The 20,205-nt window shown below is 72.1% G+C and carries 17 protein-coding genes and 1 riboswitch; of the genes, 12 read left to right on the top strand and 5 right to left on the bottom strand.

Features of this window, described 5'->3' with window-relative positions; translation table 11 throughout:
* The first annotated feature begins 168 nt into the window (after nt 1-168).
* The 4 genes from ACIPTO_RS05240 (at nt 169) to ACIPTO_RS05225 (ending at nt 4,955) form a co-directional block, all read left to right on the top strand.
* The gene (locus ACIPTO_RS05240) at nt 169-1,524 is read left to right on the top strand and encodes a pitrilysin family protein (RefSeq protein WP_366312549.1); all 1,356 of its coding nucleotides are present in this window, start codon (nt 169-171) and stop codon (nt 1,522-1,524) included.
* Entirely contained in the window at nt 1,521-2,909 is a 1,389-nt protein-coding gene (locus tag ACIPTO_RS05235) for a M16 family metallopeptidase (RefSeq protein ID WP_401189541.1), read from the top strand. The genes ACIPTO_RS05240 and ACIPTO_RS05235 overlap by 4 nt, the downstream gene beginning before the upstream one ends.
* Before the next feature lie 214 nt (nt 2,910-3,123).
* A riboswitch (cyclic di-AMP (ydaO/yuaA leader) is annotated at nt 3,124-3,276 on the top strand.
* Between the two features lie 12 nt (nt 3,277-3,288).
* Nucleotides 3,289-4,044, top strand: a complete 756-nt coding sequence (locus ACIPTO_RS05230; RefSeq protein WP_366312545.1) for a M23 family metallopeptidase — start codon at nt 3,289-3,291, stop codon at nt 4,042-4,044.
* A gap of 188 nt (nt 4,045-4,232) precedes the next feature.
* Entirely contained in the window at nt 4,233-4,955 is a 723-nt protein-coding gene (locus tag ACIPTO_RS05225; RefSeq protein WP_401189539.1) for a GntR family transcriptional regulator, read from the top strand.
* 162 nt (nt 4,956-5,117) lie between these two features.
* Here the strand turns inward: ACIPTO_RS05225 and ACIPTO_RS05220 are convergent, their stop codons facing one another.
* Nucleotides 5,118-5,399, bottom strand: coding sequence for an HPr family phosphocarrier protein (locus tag ACIPTO_RS05220; protein ID WP_013000229.1), 282 nt, complete (start codon nt 5,397-5,399; stop codon nt 5,118-5,120).
* A 189-nt stretch (nt 5,400-5,588) separates the two neighbouring features.
* On the opposite strand from ACIPTO_RS05220, the gene ACIPTO_RS05215 reads away from it, so the two are divergent.
* From ACIPTO_RS05215 to ACIPTO_RS05200, 4 genes are all read left to right on the top strand, one after another.
* Complete coding sequence (locus tag ACIPTO_RS05215; protein WP_401189537.1) at nt 5,589-8,444, top strand: GNAT family N-acetyltransferase; 2,856 nt, start codon at nt 5,589-5,591, stop codon at nt 8,442-8,444.
* Between the two features lie 109 nt (nt 8,445-8,553).
* On the top strand, nt 8,554-9,150 hold the full coding sequence (locus tag ACIPTO_RS05210; protein WP_078652624.1) for a DUF5998 family protein: 597 nt from the start codon (nt 8,554-8,556) through the stop codon (nt 9,148-9,150).
* Complete coding sequence (locus ACIPTO_RS05205; RefSeq protein WP_366312539.1) at nt 9,150-10,340, top strand: nucleotide pyrophosphatase/phosphodiesterase family protein; 1,191 nt, start codon at nt 9,150-9,152, stop codon at nt 10,338-10,340. The genes ACIPTO_RS05210 and ACIPTO_RS05205 overlap by 1 nt, the downstream gene beginning before the upstream one ends.
* A gap of 43 nt (nt 10,341-10,383) precedes the next feature.
* Complete coding sequence (locus tag ACIPTO_RS05200) at nt 10,384-11,031, top strand: thymidine kinase (RefSeq protein WP_366312537.1); 648 nt, start codon at nt 10,384-10,386, stop codon at nt 11,029-11,031.
* 24 nt (nt 11,032-11,055) lie between these two features.
* On the opposite strand, the gene ACIPTO_RS05195 is transcribed toward ACIPTO_RS05200, so the two are convergent.
* Entirely contained in the window at nt 11,056-11,865 is an 810-nt protein-coding gene (locus tag ACIPTO_RS05195; RefSeq protein WP_401189535.1) for a VOC family protein, read from the bottom strand.
* 321 nt (nt 11,866-12,186) lie between these two features.
* Between ACIPTO_RS05195 and ACIPTO_RS05190 the strand changes: the two genes are divergently transcribed.
* Nucleotides 12,187-13,038, top strand: a complete 852-nt coding sequence (locus tag ACIPTO_RS05190) for a sulfurtransferase (RefSeq protein WP_401189534.1) — start codon at nt 12,187-12,189, stop codon at nt 13,036-13,038.
* 132 nt (nt 13,039-13,170) lie between these two features.
* Here ACIPTO_RS05190 and sepH read toward each other — a convergent pair whose 3' ends face one another.
* A complete protein-coding gene (gene sepH, locus ACIPTO_RS05185) occupies nt 13,171-14,196 on the bottom strand; it encodes a septation protein SepH (RefSeq protein WP_366312531.1) in 1,026 nt (341 codons plus the stop codon).
* A gap of 470 nt (nt 14,197-14,666) precedes the next feature.
* Between sepH and ACIPTO_RS05180 the strand changes: the two genes are divergently transcribed.
* Nucleotides 14,667-15,449, top strand: coding sequence for a hypothetical protein (locus ACIPTO_RS05180; protein WP_401189532.1), 783 nt, complete (start codon nt 14,667-14,669; stop codon nt 15,447-15,449).
* Here ACIPTO_RS05180 and ACIPTO_RS05175 read toward each other — a convergent pair.
* Together ACIPTO_RS05175 and ACIPTO_RS05170 are read right to left on the bottom strand one after the other, a co-directional pair.
* Nucleotides 15,373-16,692, bottom strand: a complete 1,320-nt coding sequence (locus ACIPTO_RS05175) for a D-arabinono-1,4-lactone oxidase (RefSeq protein WP_401189531.1) — start codon at nt 16,690-16,692, stop codon at nt 15,373-15,375. The two genes, ACIPTO_RS05180 and ACIPTO_RS05175, sit on opposite strands and share 77 nt — an antisense overlap.
* A complete protein-coding gene (locus tag ACIPTO_RS05170) occupies nt 16,652-17,896 on the bottom strand; it encodes an MFS transporter (protein ID WP_366312525.1) in 1,245 nt (414 codons plus the stop codon). The genes ACIPTO_RS05175 and ACIPTO_RS05170 overlap by 41 nt, the downstream gene beginning before the upstream one ends.
* Before the next feature lie 295 nt (nt 17,897-18,191).
* Here ACIPTO_RS05170 and ACIPTO_RS05165 point away from each other — a divergent pair, with 295 nt between their 5' ends.
* Nucleotides 18,192-19,319 carry a ferrochelatase gene (locus ACIPTO_RS05165; protein ID WP_401189529.1) on the top strand — a complete coding sequence of 376 codons (1,128 nt, stop codon included), beginning with the start codon at nt 18,192-18,194 and terminating at the stop codon, nt 19,317-19,319.
* Between the two features lie 8 nt (nt 19,320-19,327).
* Complete coding sequence (locus tag ACIPTO_RS05160; protein WP_366312521.1) at nt 19,328-20,143, top strand: inositol monophosphatase family protein; 816 nt, start codon at nt 19,328-19,330, stop codon at nt 20,141-20,143.
* The last annotated feature ends 62 nt before the right edge of the window (nt 20,144-20,205 follow it).

Here is a 20,205-nt window from a genome sequence, read left to right as displayed (position 1 = left end):
CGGCTGCCGCGTGAGTCCATGTGTGCGACTGCCCGCAGGCTACGCGATCTCGCTCTCGGCGTACGTCCGCCGGGAACTTCGCCCACGGTCCGCGCGCTTGCATACAGTGGCGGGACGAGCAGGATTTCTGCGTTTCCAGCCAGAGAATCCGCGATGGAAGGGACGTACATGCCCATGGGTCACACGGCCACCGCCGAGGCAGGCTCCGGCGGCCTGACAGCGACCGAACACCGCTTGGCCAACGGTCTGCGCGTGGTGCTCTCCGAGGACCACCTGACCCCGGTCGCGGCGGTGTGCCTCTGGTACGACGTCGGTTCCCGCCACGAGGTCAAGGGACGTACCGGCCTGGCTCACCTCTTCGAGCACCTGATGTTCCAGGGCTCCGGACAGGTGAAGGGCAACGGTCACTTCGAACTGGTGCAGGGCGCCGGCGGTTCCCTCAACGGCACCACCAGCTTCGAGCGCACGAACTACTTCGAGACCATGCCCGCCCACCAGTTGGAGCTCGCCCTCTGGCTGGAGGCCGACCGCATGGGCTCCCTGCTGGCCGCCCTGGACGACGAGTCCATGGAGAACCAGCGGGACGTCGTCAAGAACGAACGCCGCCAGCGCTACGACAACGTGCCCTACGGCACCGCGTTCGAGAAGCTGACCGCCCTCGCCTACCCGGAGGGCCACCCCTACCACCACACCCCCATCGGCTCGATGGCGGACCTGGACGCGGCCACCCTGGAGGACGCGCGCGCGTTCTTCCGCACCTACTACGCGCCCAACAACGCGGTCCTGTCCGTGGTCGGCGACATCGACCCCGAGCAGACGCTCGCCTGGATCGAGAAGTACTTCGGGTCCATCGCCTCGCACGACGGCAAGCCCGCACCCCGTGACGGCGCGCTGCCCGACACGATGGGCGGGGAGCTGCGCGAGGTCGTCGTCGAGGAGGTCCCGTCCCGCGCCCTGATGTGCGCGTACCGCCTCCCGGAGGACGGCACGCGCGCGTCCGACGCGGCCGACCTCGCCCTCACCATCCTCGGCGGCGGCGAGTCCTCCCTCCTCTACAACCGCCTCGTACGACGCGACCGCACGGCCGTCGCGGCCGGCTTCGGACTGCTGCGGCTGGCCGGAGCGCCCTCCCTGGGGTGGCTGGACGTGAAGACGTCCGGTGACTACGAGGTGCCCGTCATCGAGGCCGCCATCGACGAGGAGCTCGCCCGGTTCGCCGCGGAGGGCCCCACGGCCGAGGAAATGGAGCGCGCCCAGGCCCAGTTGGAGCGCGAGTGGCTCGACCGGCTGGGCACGGTCGCGGGCCGCGCCGACGAACTGTGCCGGTACGCCGTCCTGTTCGGCGACCCGCAGCTCGCCCTGACCGCCGTACAGCGCGTCCTCGACGTGACGGCGGAGGAGGTCCAGGAGGTCGCCAAGGCCCGCCTGCGCCCCGACAACCGCGCGGTGCTCGTCTACGAGCCCGCCGCGGACGAGAACGACGAAGCAGAGGCCGGCGACGAGAACGAGGAGGCGGCCAAGTGACCGAGCTCGCCACGATGGAATTCCACCCGCAGCCCCAGGCCGGCGAGGCCAAGCCGTGGGCCTTCCCGGCCCCCGAACGCGGCGCGCTGGCCAACGGCCTGACCGTCCTGCGCTGCCACCGTCCCGGCCAGCAGGTCGTCGCCGTCGAGGTGCTCCTGGACGCGCCCCTGGACGCCGAACCCGCCGGTCTCGACGGTGTCGCCACGATCACCGCGCGCGCCTTCTCGGAGGGCACCGACAAGCACTCCGCCGAGGAGTTCGCCGCCGAGCTGGAGCGCTCCGGTGCCACGCTCGACGCGCACGCCGACCACCCCGGGCTGCGCCTCAGCCTGGAGGTCCCGGCCTCACGCCTGGCCAAGGGCCTCGGCCTGCTCTCCGACGCGCTGCGGGCGCCCGCCTTCGCGGACAGCGAGATCGAGCGGCTGGTCCGCAACCGCCTCGACGAGATCCCGCACGAGACGGCCAACCCCTCGCGCCGCGCCGCCAAGGAGCTCTCCAAGGAGCTCTTCCCGGCGACCTCGCGCATGTCGCGTCCGCGCCAGGGCACCGAGGAGACCGTCGAGAAGATCGACTCGGCGTCCGTCCGCGCCTTCTACGAGCGGCACGTCCGCCCCGCGACGGCCACCGCCGTGGTCGTCGGCGACCTCACCGGCATCGACCTGGACGCGCTGCTCGACGACACCCTGGGGTCGTGGACGGGCTCCTCCGCGCAGCCGCGCCCCGTGCCGGCGGTGACCGCCGACGACACCGGGCGGGTCGTGATCGTGCACCGTCCCGGCGCCGTCCAGACGCAGCTGCTCATCGGCCGCGTCGGAGCCGACCGGCACGACCGGCTGTGGCCCGCCCAGGTGCTCGGCACGTACTGCCTCGGCGGCACCCTCACCTCCCGCCTGGACCGCGTCCTGCGCGAGGAGAAGGGCTACACCTACGGTGTGCGGGCGTTCGGCCAGGTGCTGCGTTCGGCGCCCGACGGCACCGGCGCCGCGATGCTCGCCATCAGCGGCTCCGTGGACACCCCGAACACCGGTCCCGCGCTGGAGGACCTGTGGACGGTGCTGCGCACCCTCGCCGAGGGGGGTCTCACCGACGCCGAGCGCGACGTCGCCGTGCAGAACCTCGTCGGGGTGGCGCCGCTCAAGTTCGAGACCGCCGCGGCCGTCGCGAGCACGCTGGCCGACCAGGTCGAGCAGCACCTGCCCGACGACTACCAGTCGACGCTGTACCGGCAGCTCGCCGCGACCGGCACGGTGGAGGCCACCGCGGCGGTCGTGAACGCCTTCCCGGTGGACCGTCTGGTGACGGTCCTGGTCGGCGACGCGGAGCAGATCAAGGCGCCCGTGGAGGCGCTCGGCATCGGCGAAGTGACCGTCGTCCCGGCGGAGTAGACACCCCGTAGCGGGCCGGCGAGCGGCACGCGCGTGTGGGGGCCCTGGCGACTGAAGAGTCACCAGGGCCCCCTATTGTCCGAATTGGGGGAGAGGTTGCCTGTCTGCCCTGTGGCGTGTGCAACAAAAACCGTGATCCGTTTGGGGATTGAAAGTGGCCCCCCTTAGCGTCGGTCCGGCTGTCCGTCAGGCACCGCGCCGCACTCGCGGCACCGGACAGTCATCGCCGAGTCCCCGTACGGCGCGAGCCAGGGGAGCCGGGGACCCATGTCCCTGGGGTGAATCGGACGCCCGTGAAGGGGGTCCGTAGGAGACCTTCCTGCTCCGAACCCGTCAGCTAACCCGGTAGGCGAGAAGGAAGGAAAGGACCAGCCACTCCATGGCGTTCACGCGCGCCACCGGGAAGCACCGCCGCCCGGGCAGGACCCATCGCACCACCGTGCGCGTCGCGAGCGTCGCGGCCCTCACCACCACCGGCGTCGTCGGCACCCTCGCGAGCGCCCCGGCGTTCGCCTCGGAGCCCGCCGCCGAACAGACCGGGCTCACCCCCGTCATCGCCATCGGCGACTCCGTGGCCGAGAAGATCGACGCCCAGGCCGCCGCCCAGCAGCAGGCAGCCGCCGAGGCGCAGGCCAAGGAGGACGCCCGGCTCCGGGCCGCCGCTCAGGCCAAGGCGGAGCACGAGGCCAAGGAGCGCGCCGCCCGCGCCGCCGAGCGCAAGAGGCTCAACGCCTTCGTCGCCCCGGTCACCGGCTCGTACGTCTCCACCGGCTACAAGACCGGCGGTTCCCTCTGGTCCTCCGGCGCCCACACCGGGGTCGACTTCCATGCCTCGACCGGCACCAGCGTCCACGCGGTCGGCTCCGGCACGGTCGTCGAGGCCGGCTGGGGCGGCTCGTACGGCAATCAAGTGGTGATCAAGATGGCCGACGGCATGTACACCATGTACGGCCACCTGTCGTCCATCGGTGTCTCCGTCGGCCAGAGCGTCACCCCGGGCCAGCAGATAGGCCTCTCCGGGGCGACCGGCAACGTCACCGGACCGCACCTCCACTTCGAGGCCCGCACCACCGCCGAGTACGGCTCGGACGTCGACCCCGTCGCCTACCTCCGCAAGCACGGCGTCGACGTCTGACGACACGGCACCGCACTTCCCGAAGCCCTGGCCCGCCCGGCCGGGGCTTTCGGCGTTTCCGGAGCCCTCCTGTCCAAAAAATATGCATGGATTCCGGCCCTCCATCGGAAATTCCCGCTCACTGCAATAGAGTCACCGAACACACGTCAATCGTCGACGTTTCACGGGGATTAAGGCGGAGGTCGGACATGCGTATTCCGGCGCACTCGGTATGCACGGCGATCCGGGACGACATCGTCGCCGGTGTCCACGAGCGCGGCAGCCGGCTCACGGAGGAACTCCTCGCGCGCCGGTACGGGGTCTCGCGCGTTCCCGTCCGGGAGGCCCTGCGCACGCTGGAGGCCGAGGGGTTCGTGGTGACCCGGCGGCACGCGGGCGCGTGCGTCGCGGAGCCGACCCAGCAGGAGGCCGCCGACCTGCTGGAGATGCGGATGCTGCTGGAGCCGCTCGGCGCCTCACGGGCCGCGCAGCGGCGCACTGAGGCCCACCTCAAGGTGCTGCGCGGCCTCGTCAGGCTGGGGCAGGAGCGGGCCAGGCGGGGCAACAGCGAGGATCTGCGCTCCCTGGGCAGCTGGTTCCACGAGACGCTGTCCCAGGCCTCCGGGAGCCCTGCGCTGACCTCGATGCTGACCCAGCTGCGGCACAAGATCGCCTGGATGTACGTGGTGGACGCCCCGGCCAACCCCGCTGAGTCCTGGGCCGAGCACGGTGCCATCGTGGACGCCGTGGCCCGCGGCGACGCCGAGCGCGCCCGGGCGATCACCGCCCTGCACACCGAGCGCGCGGGCACCGCGCACCGGCTGCGCTTTCCCGGCGGGGCGAACGCCGCGAACCCTGCGAACACCGCGGGCGCCACGGACCGTGTGAGGACTTCGCAACCTCCCGTAAACATGTCGGGTCTGCGGCATTAACACGGGCACCGTATACAAAGAGGGGTCAATTCGCGGGGGATTATTCAAGCTGCCCGCACATGGAAATGCGAAGGGCTCGCCCGGTAATTCGGACGAGCCCTTCGAGGTTGTGGCGCATCGGGTTTTTGGCCAAAAGCGCCGCGCCCCTCAATGGGGTGACGCTCAGACGGTCTCGGGGAGTTCCTCGAGGCCTTCCGCGACCAGCTTCGCGAGGCGGTCGAGGGCCGCGTCCGCGCCCTCGGCGTCCGACGCGAGGACGATCTCCTCGCCGCCCTGGGCGCCGAGGCCCAGGACCGCGAGCATGGAGGCCGCGTTGACGGGGTTGCCGTCGGCCTTGGCGATCGTCACGGGGATACCCGAGGCCGTGGTGGCCCGGACGAAGATGGAGGCGGGGCGGGCGTGAAGGCCCTCCGCCCAGCCGACGTTGACGCGGCGCTCAGCCATGTGATGCTGCCCTTCAGAGTCTCAGGGTTGTCTAGACCAGTTTCCCACACGTGAAGCGAGCCCGGACCGGTCCGCAGGACCGCCCGGAACGGGGTGTCGGACCGCGGCCTCGGCCCCACTCCCCGCGCGCTGTTGTTCCCCACAGACTGCCTCGCGCCGTTGTCGGACGCGAGCCGTACGCTGGGCCCCATGCAGACCTCGTCGGACCGGCACGAGTACCCCGCCCACTGGGAAGCCGACGTGGTGCTGCGCGACGGGGGTACCGCGCGCATCAGGCCCATCACCGTCGACGACGCCGATCGCCTGGTCAGCTTCTACGAGCAGGTCTCCGACGAGTCGAAGTACTACCGCTTCTTCGCGCCGTATCCCCGCCTGTCCGCCAAGGACGTCCACCGCTTCACGCACCACGACTTCGTGGACCGGGTGGGACTCGCGGCCACCGTCGGCGGCGAGTTCATCGCCACCGTACGCTATGACCGCATTAGTGCCGACGGGCGAGCCGCCTCCGCCCCGGCCGACGAGGCCGAGGTCGCCTTCCTCGTGCAGGACGCCCACCAGGGGAGGGGCGTCGCGTCCGCCCTCCTGGAGCACATCGCGGCCGTCGCCCGCGAGCGCGGCATCCGCCGCTTCGCCGCCGAGGTGCTGCCCGCCAACAACAAGATGATCAAGGTGTTCACGGACGCCGGCTACACCCAGAAGCGCAGCTTCGAGGACGGTGTCGTCCGCCTGGAGTTCGACCTCGAACCCACCGACCGGTCCCTCGCCGTGCAGCGCGCGCGGGAACAGCGCGCCGAAGCGCGGTCCGTACGACGGCTGTTGGTGCCCGGCTCGGTCGCGGTCGTCGGTGTCGGCCGTTCCCCCGGAGGGGTGGGCCGCAGCGTTCTCGACAACATCAGGGACGCCGGTTTCACCGGTGGCCTGTACGCCGTGAACAAGGCGTTCCCCGAGGAGTGGAAGGACCTCGACGGCGTGCCGGCCCACCGCTCGGTGCGCGACATCGAAGGCCCCGTGGACCTCGCGGTCGTCGCCGTACCGGTCGAGCATGTCCCCGAAGTCGTCACCGAATGCGGAGAACACGGGGTGCAGGGGCTCGTCGTGGTCACCGCCGGGTACGCCGAGAGCGGCCCCGAGGGACGCGAGCGGCAGCGCGAACTCGTACGCCACGCGCGCACGTACGGCATGCGCATCATCGGACCGAACGCCTTCGGGGTCATCAACACCGCGGCCGGCGTACGGCTGAACGCCTCCCTCGCCCCCCAGATGCCGCGCCCCGGACGCATCGGCCTGTTCGCCCAGTCCGGTGCCATCGGCATCGCCCTGCTGTCCCGACTGCACCGGCGCGGCGGCGGGGTCACCGGAGTCACCGGCGTCTCCACGTTCGTGTCGTCGGGCAACCGCGCGGACGTCTCCGGAAACGACGTCCTCCAGTACTGGTTCGACGACCCCGACACCGACGTCGCGCTCATGTACCTGGAGTCCATCGGCAACCCCCGCAAGTTCACCCGCCTGGCCCGGCGCACCGCGGCGGCGAAACCGCTGGTCGTCGTCCAGGGCGCCGGATCCGCCCCCCAGGGACACGCCGTACGGGCGACCCGGCTGCCGCACGCGACGGTGTCCGCGCTGCTCCGGCAGGCCGGCGTGATCCGCGTCGAGACCATCACCGAACTGGTCGACACCGGTCTGCTCCTGGCACGTCAGCCGCTGCCCGGCGGTCCGCGCGTGGCGATCGTCGGGAACTCCGAGTCCCTGGGACTGCTGACGTACGACGCGTGCCTCTCCGAGGGGCTGCGGCCGCTCGCCCCGCTGGACCTGACGACGGCGGCGACGGCCGGGGACTTCCACCGGGCGTTGTCGCAGGCGCTGGCCGACGAGGCGTGCGACGCCGTGGTGGTGACCGCGATACCCGCGGTGGGGGAGGGGCCGGCCGAGGACGCGGCGCTGGCGGAGGCACTGCGCTCCGCGGCGGCGGCCGTTCCCGGGAAGCCGGTGCTGGTGGTGCACGTGGAACTCGGGGGACTGGCCGAGGCGTTGTCCGCCGCGACGAGCACGGCACCCCAGGCCGCCCCCAGGGCGCCCGGCCCTGAGGACGGCGCCGACCGGCACCGCCCGGCGGAGGAGGCGCCCGGGAAGGACACCGCGGAACCGGAGCAGGCCGTCACCGGGATGCCCGCCCCCGAAGGCGGCGGTCTCATCCCCGCCTTCCCCGCCGCCGAGCGCGCCGTCCGCGCCCTCTCCGAAGCCGTGAAGTACGCCCAGTGGCGGCGCGAGGCCGTCGACCCCGGCCGGGTCCCCGAGTTCGAGGACATCGACGAGAAGGGCGCCGCCGGACTGATCGGCGGCCTCCTCGCGCGCGGGCAGGGCCTCACCCTCGGCGTCGACGACACCTGCGACCTGCTCGGGAAGTACGGCGTCGACGTCCACCGCGCGCTGCCGGCGCCCACCCCGGACACCGCCGCCGAAGCCGCCCGCACCCTCGGCTACCCGGTCGCCCTCAAGGCCACCGCCCCGCACCTGCGCCACCGCGCCGACCTGGGCGGCGTCCGGCTGGATCTCGCGGACGAGGACCAACTGCGGCGGGCGTACGCCGAGTTGGGGGAGCTGTTCGGGAGGCCGGAGGAGCTGCGGCCGGTGGTGCAGCGGATGGCGCCGCGCGGGGTCGACACCGTCGTGCGGGCCGTCATCGACCCGGCGGCCGGGGCCGTGCTGTCGTTCGGACTCGCCGGGGCCGCCTCGCAGCTGCTCGGGGACACCGCGCACCGGCTGATTCCGGTCACGGACCGGGAGGCCGCCTCGCTGGTCCGGTCGATCCGGACGGCACCGCTCCTGTTCGGCTGGCGCGGCTCCACACCCGTCGACACGCCTGCCCTGGAGGAACTGATGCTCCGGGTGTCGCGGCTGGTAGACGACCATCCCGAAGTGGTCGCCGTGACCCTGGAGCCGGTCGTCGTCGCCGCGCACGGCCTGAGCGTCCTGGGCGCCTCCGTCCGCCTGGCCCCGCCCCCGGCCCGTGACGATCTCGGCCCGCGCACGCTTCCCGTGTACTGAGAGTCGCGACACGGCACCCCCGGCCGCTCCCGCGCACCGGGCACAGGCCGGGGACAGGAGAGATGAGACGGCCCTGACCGGTGCCTCGCAGCCAGTGCGCCACCGTAGGATGGACGTCATGGCCAAGACCAGTACGACGACCCAGGGGCTGCGTGCGGCGATCGAGCGCAGCGGCTACTACCCGGCCCTCGTGGCCGAGGCGGTGGAGGCCGCCGTGGGCGGCGAGCCGATCCGGTCGTTCCTGGTCCATCAGGAGACCACGTTCGACCAGAACGAGGTGCGCCGGCATGTGACCGTGCTCGTCCTCACCGGCAACCGCTTCATCGTCAGCCACACCGACGAGCAGGCCGCCGACAGCACCTCCCCGACGCCGTACGCGACGACGTCCACGGAGTCCGTGAAGCTCGGCCGGATCTCGTCCGTGGTGCTCAGCCGCGTGGTCGCCAACCCGGAGTCCTACACCCCGGGCACGCTGCCCCGGGAGGTCGTGCTGACCATCGGCTGGGGTGCCGTCGCCCGGATCGACCTGGAGCCGGCCGCCTGCGGCGACCCCAACTGCGAGGCGGACCACGGCTACACGGGCAACTCGACGGCGGACGACCTGAGCCTGCGCGTCAGCGAGGCCGGCGACGGCCCGGAGACGGTGCAGCAGACCCTCGCCTTCGCGCAGTCCCTCTCCGAGGCGACCGCGGACGTTCCGCGTTGATGTCCCAGCCAGCCACCTGGGACCACCCCGAACCCCTGGCCGTCGACTCCGCGCCCGTCCCCGAGTACGGCTCCGGCTCCCTCGCCGACCTGCTGCCCACCCTGGCCGCGGGCATGGGCGTACCCGGCACGACCGCGGCCATCCCGGAGCTGACCCCGGCCGACCGCAACTGCGTCTTCCTGATCGACGGCCTCGGCTGGGAGCAGATCAAGGACCACGCCGACGAGGCGCCCTACCTCCACGCACTGCTCGGCAGCTCGCGCGGCGGCACCGGACGCCCGCTCACCGCAGGGTACCCGGCGACCACCGCGACCTCCCTCGCCTCGGTCGGCACCGGCCTGCCGCCCGGCGCCCACGGCCTGCCCGGCTACACCGTGCGCAACCCGGCCACCGGCGAGCTGATGAACCAGCTCCGCTGGCAGCCGTGGACCAAGCCGCAGGCCTGGCAGCCGTACCCCACGATCTTCCAGCTGGCCCAGGACGCGGGTGTGCACGCCGCCCAGGTGTCGTCCCCCACGTTCCAGAACACCCCGCTGACGAAGGTCGCGCTCAGCGGCGGCACGTTCCACGGGCGGCTCACCGGCGAGGAGCGCATGGACCTCGCGGCCGAGCAACTCGCCGCCGGGGACCGCTCGCTGGTGTACACGTACTACGCCGAACTCGACGGCGCGGGCCACCGCCACGGCATCGCCTCCGACACCTGGCGCGGCCAGCTCATGTACGTCGACCGGCTCGTCCAGCGCCTCGCCGAGCAACTCCCGCCACGCAGCGCCCTGTACGTCACCGCCGACCACGGCATGATCGACGTGCCCTTCGACGAGGAGCACCGCATCGACTTCGACGCCGACTGGGAGCTGCGCGCCGGCGTCGCCCTCCTCGGCGGCGAGGGCCGCGCCCGCCATGTCTACGCGGTGCGCGGCGCCGAGAACGACGTCCTGACCTGCTGGCGCGAGGTCCTCGGCGAGCAGTTCTGGGTGGCCTCCCGGGACGAGGCGATCGCGGCGGGCTGGTTCGGCCCGCACATCGACGACCGCGTCCGCGACCGCCTCGGCGATGTGATCGCGGCGGCCCGGGACGACGTCCTGATCATCGCGTCCGAGCGGGAGCCGAAGGAGTCGGCGATGGTCGGCAACCACGGTTCGATGACCCCTGCCGAGCAGTTCGTCCCCCTGCTCGAAGTACGCTCCTGAAGTCCCGCCCTCCTCCGTCTCGCCGAAAGGTGCTCACCTTCCCATGCCCGAGCTGGTGTTCTTCTCCGGAACGATGGACTGCGGGAAGTCGACCCTGGCGCTCCAGATCGAGCACAACCGCTCGGCGCGCGGACTGGCGGGGATGATCTTCACCCGGGACGACCGCGCGGGCGAGGGAAAGCTTTCCTCACGCCTCGGCCTGGTCACCGACGCCGTGGAGGTCGAGGACGAGCAGGACCTGTACGCGTACATCGTCGACCACCTGTCCCAGGGCGGACGCGCGGACTACGTCATCGCCGACGAGGCGCAGTTCCTGGCGCCGGTGCAGATCGACCAGCTCGCGCGCGTGGTCGACGATCTGAGCCTCGACGTCTACGCCTTCGGTATCACGACCGACTTCCGCTCCAAGCTCTTCCCCGGCTCCCAGCGCCTGGTCGAACTCGCCGACCGCGTGGAGGTCCTCCAGGTGGAGGCCCTCTGCTGGTGCGGCGCCCGCGCCACCCACAACGCACGCACCATAGGCGGCGAGATGGTCGTCGAGGGCGCCCAGGTCGTCGTCGGCGACGTCAACCAGGCGGAAGCGGTCGGCTACGAGGTCCTGTGCCGCCGCCACCACCGCCGCCGCATGACGGCGGCCACGGCACGCGCGGCGGCCCTCTCCCCTGACGTGCTGCCGATGGCGTCGGCCTAGGGCCTGTCTGTCCGACCCTTCCCGTCAGCCCTGGCGCGGGCTCTCGATCACCGAGAACATCGCGCCCTCGGGGTCAGCGACCGTAGCCACGCGCCCGTGCGGGCTGTCGTGGGGCGCGGTGAGGGTGTGCCCGCCGAGCTCGGTGACGCGGCGGAGTGCCTCGTCCGCGTCGGCGACCTCGAAGTACGTCATCCAGTGCGGGCCCCGGTCGCGGGGCAGAGCGGAGCCGACGCCGTGGATGCCGGCCACTGGGTGGCCGTGCAGGTGGAGGGTGACGTAGTCGAGGTCGGCGGAGGCCGCCGACCGCTCCTCGTAGCCGAACACCGCCTCGTAGAACTTGGCGACGTTCGCGGTCTCGGACGTCAGCAGTTCGTTCCAGGCCGGTGTGCCGTGCACGCCGGTGACGGTCGTGCCGAGGTGGTCGGCGGCCTGCCAGATGCCGAACACCGCCCCCGACGGGTCGGAGCCGATCGCCAGCCGGCCGGCCTCGGCCGCGTCCAGGGGACCCACGCCGACCGTGCCGCCGCACATCCGTACCGTCTCGGCCGTCTGGTCGACGTCGTCCGAGGCGAGGTACGGCGTCCACGCGATGGGCAGATGCCGGTCCGGCGGCAGCTGCCCGATGCCGGCCACCTCCTGACCGTCGAGCAGGGCCCGCGCGTAGGGGCCGAGCTGCTGCGGGCCCGGCTCGAACTCCCAGCCGAACAGCTCGCCGTAGAACTCCTGGGTCGTGGCCATCCCGTGCACCATCAGGCTCACCCAGCAGGGTGTGCCCTGCGTACGCCGAGTGTGCGTGTCGCCGTTCAGGCCGGCCGACCCCCGTGCCTCGGTCATCGTCACCTTCTCCTAGGCCCCTCGCGGTGGCCGTGTCGCTTCCGCTCTGCGGATCCGCGTGCCGCACCCGCGTGCACGCTCCGTGCCGATGCTCGCACCCCCCGTGGCGCACCGCGCCCCGGCCGCGCCGTCGACGGACGGCTCGCGTGGAGAGGATGACCGATCTGCGGCCACTCGTCCGTTTCCGGGCGATTGCCGGGGGGTGTCCATCGGTTGTACAGCATGTGCTCGTTCCCGTACGCCTCGTGATCGAGACTGTCCGGCCGAGCAGAGTAGCCGGAGCTGGACGTGGCGGCCACCCCTTGCGCCAGGATGGTGGTCATGAACGCCATCCTCTCCGCAACCGAACTGGCGACCGAACTGGCCGGACCGAACCCGCCCGTCCTGCTCGACGTCCGCTGGCAGCTCAGCGTCGCCAAGGCCGCAGGTGAACCGCCCTTCGACGGCCACGCCGCGTACGCGACCGGGCACATCCCGAGCGCCGTCTACGTAGACCTCGATCAGGAACTGGCCTCGGCCCCCGGCGCCCGCGGCCGGCACCCCCTGCCCGACACCGCGCGGTTCGGCGCCGCGATGCGCCGCGCGGGCGTGTCGGCCGGCCGGCCGGTCGTCGTGTACGACGGCGGCCAGGGTTGGGCGGCGGCACGCGCGTGGTGGCTGCTGCGCTGGACGGGTCACCCGGACGTGCGGGTCCTCGACGGCGGCCTTCCCTCCTGGGAGGGGACTCTGGAGACGGACGCACCGGCCCCCAAGGAGGGCGATTTCGCGCCGGAGCCCGGTGCCGTGGACCTCCTGGACGCCGACGGGGCCGCCGCACTCGCCCGCGAGGGTGTCCTGTTCGACGCCCGCGCGGGGGAGCGCTACCGGGGTGAGGTGGAACCGATCGACCGCGTCGGCGGCCACATCCCGGGCGCCCTGTCCGCCCCGACCAACGAGAACGTCGGCCCGGACGGCCGCTTCCTCCCGGCCGGCCGACTGGCGGCCCGCTTCACGTCCTTGGGTGCCACGGAGGGTACGGGCGTCGGCGTGTACTGCGGCTCCGGCGTCTCCGGCGCGCACGAGGTGCTGGCCCTGGCGGTCGCCGGGATCCCGGCCGCGCTCTACGTGGGCTCCTGGTCGGAGTGGTCCGCGGACCCGGACCGCCCGGTCGCCGTGGGACCGGACCCCCAGTAGGACCCGTTCGTCCGGAGCTGCCGTATCGATGTACGGCCAGGGGGCCCGCAGCCGAACCGGCGCGGGCCCCCTGGCCGTACACATGACTGCCGTCCTGCGTCAGCCGCCTCCCGCGGCCTCCGGCGGTACCGGCTACTCCTGCTTCTTCCTGCGTGTCCCGAAGACGATCTCGTCCCAGCTCGGCACGGCCGCTCTACGGCCCGGACGGACGCCGTCCGCCTCCGCCTGGCGGTCGGTGGAGCCGATGAGGCGGTCGCGATGGGCTCCTACGGAGCGGGGCATCAGGACGTCGGCGTAGGCCGAGCCGGCCGAGGCTGCGGGGGCCGGGGGCTCTTCCTCCTCCGGCTCCACGACGGGTTCCTCTGGGGTCTCCGAGGGGCGCTCGGGGACCACCATGTCGCCGCGGAAACTGGGCACCGCCTCCAGGAGGCTGGTCAGGGAGTCGCGCTCGCTCTCCTCGACCGGCTCGGGCGACGGCAGCGCGGGACGCTCCGGGCGCTCCAGGGCACGGTCCAGCGGCCGGTCCCGGGGCAGCCTGGCGATCCGCGGCACGAACGGGAAGCTGGGCTCGGGCGCCGAGGCGAGGTCGTCGGACTCGCCGATCAGCGAGCGCGCCTCGTCGTCGACGGCCTGGACGAGCCGCCGGGGCGGGTCGTACGTCCAGCTCGCCGAGTGCGGTTCGCCCGCGACCCGGTAGACCAGCAGGACCTCCCAGGTGCCGTCGTCGCGGCGCCAGGAGTCCCACTGGACGGTGTCCTTCTCGGCACCGCGCAGCGTCAGGCGCTCCTGGACGGCCTCGCCGAGCTGGGGTCCCGCGTTCTCACCAGGGCGACGGACGGGGGTCTTCCGGGCCCGCTCGGCCATGAAGGCACGCTCGGCGAGCACAGGTCCCTCGAAGCGGCGCACCCGGTCGACGGGGATACCGGCGAGCTGGGCGACCTCTTCGGCGGACGCGCCGGCGCGTATACGTGCCTGGATGTCTCGGGGGCGGAGATGGCTCTCCACCTCGATCTCGATCTGGCCGAGGCGGGGACGGTCGCCGCGTACGGCGGCGCGCAGACGCTCGTCAATCGGAAGCGTGTACTCCGTGCTGTCCGCAGCCTTCAGCACCAGCCGTGTGCCGTCGTTAGAGACGGCCACGACACGCAGTTCGGGCATGGGGACCTCCCGGGTGGTGCCTGCCGACGTCACGTGCGTCGCTGCTTCCGCTAGTCGAGTGTGGCCTGCCCGGGTGCAGCCTGCCACAACCTTGCCGAGTTGCCCGGCGTGTCGGGCACGGGCCCGAACTCGCCGTTATGGCACGGTTACCTATTCGCAACGCTAAGTGACCAACTACGTCACCCTGTGCAACGGGCCCCATCTGGGCGGTCCAAAAGCCTGTGGACGCCCTGGCGGGAGGCCTGACCCAGGGCTCGCAACAGTACTCCATTTGGACCACGTGCGTGGATTGGCACGCCGCCCAACTTCTTGTGGGGGGCGGGACTTGGCGGTCCGGGGCGGGCTTCGGGCGATCTTGGAAGTGGCGTAGTTCACGCAATAGCCGGAAACGGAACTATTGGTTTCGGCTGTACGTCCCTTTGTCGTACAGATAGTTGATCAGGTACGGGAAAGGCAGGCAAGGCCCCGGAATGCGTGAAGTGCCCGATGTCAGCAAGAAGCGGATCGAACTGAGCGTCCCTCAGGTCGCCGGAAGCGCGGTGGCGGCGGTGGTGGCCGCCAAGCTCGCCTCGTACTTCGGGGTCTACGGCACGATCCTCGGCGCCGGCGTCGTGAGCGCGATAGCCACCTCCGGAGGATCCGTCTTCCAGCACTTCTTCAGCAGAACCGGCGCCCAGCTCCGGGAGGCGAAGGCCACCTCCAAGGAGGCCGCCGCCTCCCACGGGACCATCGCCTCTGAGGAGCCGGCGCGGACCCCCGCGCGCCCCGGCGAGTTCACCGAGGGCACGGTCTACCGCGCGCGGGTGAGCAGTTGGAAGCGCCCGGTGCTCGCCGCCGCCCTCGTCTTCGGGGTCACGATGACCGGGATCACCGTCTACGAACTGGTGTCCGGCGACAGCTTCAGCGGCGGCAAGGGCACCACGGTCAGCGCCGCCGTCACCGGCCACGACACGTCCTCGTCCCCGAAGTCCGACGACCGCACCCCGAGTCCGGCCGAGTCCCCGTCCGGTTCCCCGTCGGGTTCCCAGGACGGTTCGACACCCGCCCCGGAGACGTCGTCCGGCTCGACAGACCCGGACACACCCTCCAAGGGCGGTGCCACGACGGCCGGTTCGACGCCCACATCCGGTGCCTCGGACGGTGGCGGTACGCCGGCCCCCACGCCGAGCGCGTCGGCTACTGACCCAGCACCCTCCGCAAGTAGTCGTTCTGGAAGCGGCGATCAGGATCCAGCCGATCCCGCAACGCCGTGAACTCGCCGAAGCGCGGGTAGACCCCGGCGAAGTACTCCGCGTCCCGGGTGTGCACCTTGCCCCAGTGCGGACGGCCCTCGTGCGCGGTGAGGATGTGCTCGGCGGCGGTGAAGTAGGCCTGGTAGGGCGTGCCTTTGAACATGTGCACGGCGATGTAGGCGCTGTCCCGGCCGGAGGCGGTGGACAGGGCGATGTCGTCCGCGGGGGCGGTGCGCACCTCCACGGGGAAGCTGATCCTGAGGTCCGAGCGGTCGACCATGGCCTTCAGCTCGCGCAGGGTCTCCACGAGCGCCTCGCGCGGGACGGCGTACTCCATCTCCACGAAACGCACCCGGCGCGGGGAGGTGAAGACCTTGTAGGGGATGTCGGTGTACGTCCGCGCGGACAGCGCCCTGCTGGAGATCTGGGCGATCGACGGAACCGTGCCGGGCGCCGCGCGGCCGACCCACTGGGCCACCTGGAAGACGCCGTTGGAGAGGAACTCGTCCTCGAACCAGCCGGAGACGGGGCTCACCGGCTTCTCGGGGCCCGCGCTGCGGTTGTTGCGCTTGGTGTTGGTGCTGCCGGTGTGCGGGAACCAGTAGAACTCGAAGTGCTCGTTCTCGGCCCAGAGTTCGTCGAAGCGCGCGGTGACCTCGTCGAAGGTCATCGGCTCCTCGCGGGCCGTGAGCAGGAAGAGGGGCTCCACGGCGAACGTGATCGCCGTGATGATCCCGAGGGCGCCGAGGCCTACGCGGGCCGCCGCGAAGACCTCCGGGTTCTCCTTCTCGGAGCAGGTGAGCACCGAGCCGTCCGCGGTGACCAGCTCAAGTCCCCTGATCTGGGCGGCTATCGAGGCCGACTCGCGGCCGGTGCCGTGGGTGCCGGTGCTCGTCGCCCCGGAGACCGTCTGCTCCATGATGTCGCCCATGTTCGTGAGCGACAGCCCCTCGCGCGCGAGGGCCAGGTTGAGTCTCTTGAGCGGGGTGCCCGCCTCGACCGTGACCGTCAAGGCGTCACGGTCAATCTTGCGGATGCCCGTCAACAGTTGAGGGCGGATCAACACACCGTCCGTGGCGGCGATCGACGTGAAGGAGTGCCCGGTACCGACTGCCTTCACCGTCAGGCCGTCCGCACCGGCCCGGCGCACGGCCGCGGCCAGCTCCTCCACGGAGGCGGGCGTGACCTCCCGCGCGGGCCGCGACGCGACCGTACCGCCCCAGTTACGCCACGTGCCGTTCTTCGCGCTCGCTGTGGTGCTCAACGGTGCCTCCCCGACCCGGCGCCGGTCTGCTGAGCCGGCGGTACCCGAGGAAACCGACCGCGACCGCGACGGCACCGGCGACGACCGGAACCCCGTACCCGGCACGCGCGCCGGCTGCGTCGATCACCCAGCCGGCGACGGAGGAGCCGAGCGCGACCCCGACCGCAAGGCCGGTGCTCACCCAGGTCATGCCCTCGGTGAGCTTCGCGCGAGGTACGTGCTCTTCTATGAGGGACATCGTCGTGATCATCGTGGGTGCGATGGACAGACCCGCAAGGAACAGCGCCACGGCCAGAAGCGGCAAGTTTCCGACCAGTAGGAGGGGGATCATACTCACGGCCATCGTGCATATGCCCAGCAGCCATCGACGTTCCGGCGCTCCCCGGAAGCGCATCAGCCCGAAGACGACCCCCGCCGCACAGGAGCCCGCCGCATACAGCGCGAGGACGACACTGGCGCCACCCTTGTGCCCGCGCTCGTCGGCGAACGCCACGGTGACCACGTCGACCGCTCCGAAGATCGTCCCGGTCGCCACGAAGGTGGCCACCAGCACCTGGAGACCGGCCGTGCGCAGCGCCGAGCCACCGGCCTTGTCCCCCCGCGCGCGTGGATGCGGCGCGGGCTCGGTGGCGCGCTGGGAGGTCAGCCAGAAGACTCCGACCGCCAGGAAGCAGGCGGCCAGCAGGGGACCGGCCTCCGGGAACCACGCCGTGGACAGTCCTATGGAGATGATCGGCCCGAAGATGAAGCAGACCTCGTCCACCACGGACTCAAGGGAGTACGCGGTGTGCAGGTGCGGGGTGCCCCGGTAGATCGCGGCCCAGCGCGCGCGGACCATCGCGCCCAGACTCGGCACCGACCCGATGCCGGCGGCGCACACGAACAGCACCCAGTCCGGCCACTCGAAGCGGGCCGCCAGCAGCAGCCCGGCCGCCGCGGTCAGCGCCACCAGGGTCGCGGGGCGCAGCACCCGCCGCTGCCCGTACTGGTCGACCCAGCGCGATATCCGCGGCCCGATCGCGGCGGCGGCCAGCGCGATGGTGGCCGACAGGGCGCCCGCGAGCCCGTAGCGCCCGTTGATCTGGGAGATCATCGTGACCACGCCGATGCCCATCATCGACAGCGGCATACGGCCGAGGAACCCCGCGGTGGAGAAGCCCTTGGAACCGGGTGCGGCGAACAGGGCGCGATAGGGGCTGGGCACGGTGTCTCCGGTCGGAAAGGAGCAGGGGCGGCTCGGTGGCGCCGCGGTGACGGCCGCGTAAGGTGCGAACGCGGCTGATACAGCTTACGAGCAGGTGGGCCCTGTTGCACCCGTCCGTCACGGGCCCGGATATCCGCTCGGACCTTCGTCCGCATCTCCGCCCGGATCTCAGCCCGGACCGTCGCCTGGATCTCCGCCCGGCCCCCCGGGGATCACCCCCTGATCTCCGTCCCGATGCTCCGTCCGGTACCCCGCCGTTTCCCGGCTGTCAGTGGCGGGTGGCAGGATCGGAGGCATGCCAGACGTGCTCGATGCCACCCCCTACGACGCCCTCCTCCTGCTCTCGTTCGGCGGCCCCGAAGGCCCGGACGACGTGGTTCCGTTCCTGGAGAACGTGACGCGAGGGCGAGGCATCCCCAAGGAACGCCTCAAGGAAGTGGGACAGCACTACTTCCTCTTCGGCGGGGTCAGCCCGATCAACGACCAGAACCGCGCCTTCCTGGACGTCCTCCGCAAGGACTTCGCGGACCACGGCCTGGACCTGCCGGTCTACTGGGGCAACCGCAACTGGGCGCCCTACCTGACGGACACCCTGCGCGAGATGGTCGCCGACGGGCGCCGCCGCATCCTGGTCCTCGCCACCAGTGCCTACGCCTCGTACTCCGGCTGCCGCCAGTACCGCGAGAACCTCGCGGACTCCCTGGCCGCCCTCGACGCCGAGGGCCTCGACCTCCCGAAGGCCGACAAGCTGCGCCACTACTTCAACCACCCCGGCTTCCTGGAGCCGATGATCGACGGCGTCCTCGCGTCCCTCGCCGACCTCCCCGAGGACGTGCGGGACGGCGCGCACCTCGCCTTCTCGACCCACTCCATCCCGATCGCCGCCGCCGACAGCTCCGGCCCGGCCGAGGAGCACGGTGACGGCGGGGCGTACGTCAAGGAGCACCTGGACGTGGCCCGGCTGGTCGCCGACGCGGTCCGCGAGCGCACCGGCGTGGACCACCCCTGGCAGCTCGTCTACCAGTCCCGCTCCGGCGCCCCGCACATCCCGTGGCTGGAGCCGGACATCTGCGACCACCTGGAGGAGCGGCACGCGGCCGGCGTCCCCGCGGTCGTCATGGCCCCCATCGGCTTCGTCTCCGACCACATGGAGGTCCTCTACGACCTCGACACGGAGGCCACGGCCAAGGCCGCCGAACTGGGCCTGCCCGTACGCCGGTCGGCCACCGTGGGCGCCGATCCGCGCTTCGCCGCCGCGATCCGCGAGCTGGTCCTGGAGCGCGCGGCCGTCGAGAGCGGTCGGCAGGTCACGCCCTGCGCCCTGGGCGCGCTCGGCGCCGGCCACAACCTCTGCCCGGTGGGCTGCTGCCCGGCCCGTGCCCCCCGCCCCGCCGCCGCGGGCGCCGACAGCCCCTACGCCTGAGGAGCGCCGTGACCGACCCCCTGCACCAGGAACTGCTCGCCCTCGCCCAGGAGGCCGCCCACAAGGCAGGCGCCCTGCTGCGGGACGGGCGCCCGGCCGACCTCGCCGTCGCCGCGACGAAGTCCAGCCCGATCGACGTCGTCACCGAGATGGACATCGCGGCCGAGAAGCTGATCACCGACCTGATCTCCGAACAGCGCCCCGACGACGGCTTCCTGGGCGAGGAGGGCGCCTCCGTGGCGGGCACCAGCGGCGTCCGCTGGGTCATCGACCCGCTGGACGGCACGGTCAACTACCTCTACGGCCTGCCCACTTGGTCGGTCTCCATCGCGGCCGAGCTGCACGGCGAGACCGTCGCCGGGGTCGTCGCGGTCCCGATGCGGGGCGAGACGTTCCACGCGGTGCTCGGCGGCGGGGCGTGGGCCACGGGCGCGTGGGAGGGCGAACGCCCGCTCGCCTGCCGTCCGGCGGCGCCCCTGGAGCAGGCGCTGGTCTCGACCGGCTTCAACTACGTGACGGAGGTCCGCGTCCACCAGGCAGACGTGGCCCAGAAGCTGATCCCCCTGCTGCGCGACATCCGGCGCGGCGGCTCGGCGGCGGTCGACCTCTGCGACGTGGCGTCGGGCCGCCTCGACGGCTACTACGAACGGGGGCTGAACCCCTGGGACCTCGCCGCGGGCGACCTGATCGCCCGTGAGGCGGGCGCCCTGACCGGTGGACGCCCCGGAGAGCGCCCCGCACGCGATCTGGCGATCGCGGCCACCCCGGGCGTCTTCGAGCCCCTCCAGCGGCTGTTGGAGGACTTCGGCGCCTGGCACGACTGACGCGGGCCCACCCACGGGCACGACCCGATTCAGGCCCGGCTCTCCCGAGAGGGAAGGGCCGA

Source organism: Streptomyces sp. NPDC090083, assembly GCF_044747445.1.
Taxonomy (GTDB): Bacteria; Actinomycetota; Actinomycetes; order Streptomycetales; family Streptomycetaceae; genus Streptomyces.
Note: the sequence above shows the minus strand (reverse complement) of the source record. Positions and strands in the feature narration are given on the sequence as shown.

Coding starts and splice junctions, on each gene's coding strand:
- ACIPTO_RS05205 (WP_366312539.1), top strand. CDS start 9,150: ATGTCCCAGCCAGCCACCTGGGACCACCCCGAACCCCTGGCCGTCGAC.
- ACIPTO_RS05230 (WP_366312545.1), top strand. CDS start 3,289: ATGGCGTTCACGCGCGCCACCGGGAAGCACCGCCGCCCGGGCAGGACC.
- ACIPTO_RS05165 (WP_401189529.1), top strand. CDS start 18,192: ATGCCAGACGTGCTCGATGCCACCCCCTACGACGCCCTCCTCCTGCTC.
- ACIPTO_RS05220 (WP_013000229.1), bottom strand. CDS start 5,399: ATGGCTGAGCGCCGCGTCAACGTCGGCTGGGCGGAGGGCCTTCACGCC.
- ACIPTO_RS05195 (WP_401189535.1), bottom strand. CDS start 11,865: ATGACCGAGGCACGGGGGTCGGCCGGCCTGAACGGCGACACGCACACT.
- ACIPTO_RS05180 (WP_401189532.1), top strand. CDS start 14,667: ATGCGTGAAGTGCCCGATGTCAGCAAGAAGCGGATCGAACTGAGCGTC.
- ACIPTO_RS05200 (WP_366312537.1), top strand. CDS start 10,384: ATGCCCGAGCTGGTGTTCTTCTCCGGAACGATGGACTGCGGGAAGTCG.
- ACIPTO_RS05210 (WP_078652624.1), top strand. CDS start 8,554: ATGGACGTCATGGCCAAGACCAGTACGACGACCCAGGGGCTGCGTGCG.
- ACIPTO_RS05240 (WP_366312549.1), top strand. CDS start 169: ATGCCCATGGGTCACACGGCCACCGCCGAGGCAGGCTCCGGCGGCCTG.
- sepH (WP_366312531.1), bottom strand. CDS start 14,196: ATGCCCGAACTGCGTGTCGTGGCCGTCTCTAACGACGGCACACGGCTG.
- ACIPTO_RS05215 (WP_401189537.1), top strand. CDS start 5,589: ATGCAGACCTCGTCGGACCGGCACGAGTACCCCGCCCACTGGGAAGCC.
- ACIPTO_RS05225 (WP_401189539.1), top strand. CDS start 4,233: ATGCGTATTCCGGCGCACTCGGTATGCACGGCGATCCGGGACGACATC.
- ACIPTO_RS05190 (WP_401189534.1), top strand. CDS start 12,187: ATGAACGCCATCCTCTCCGCAACCGAACTGGCGACCGAACTGGCCGGA.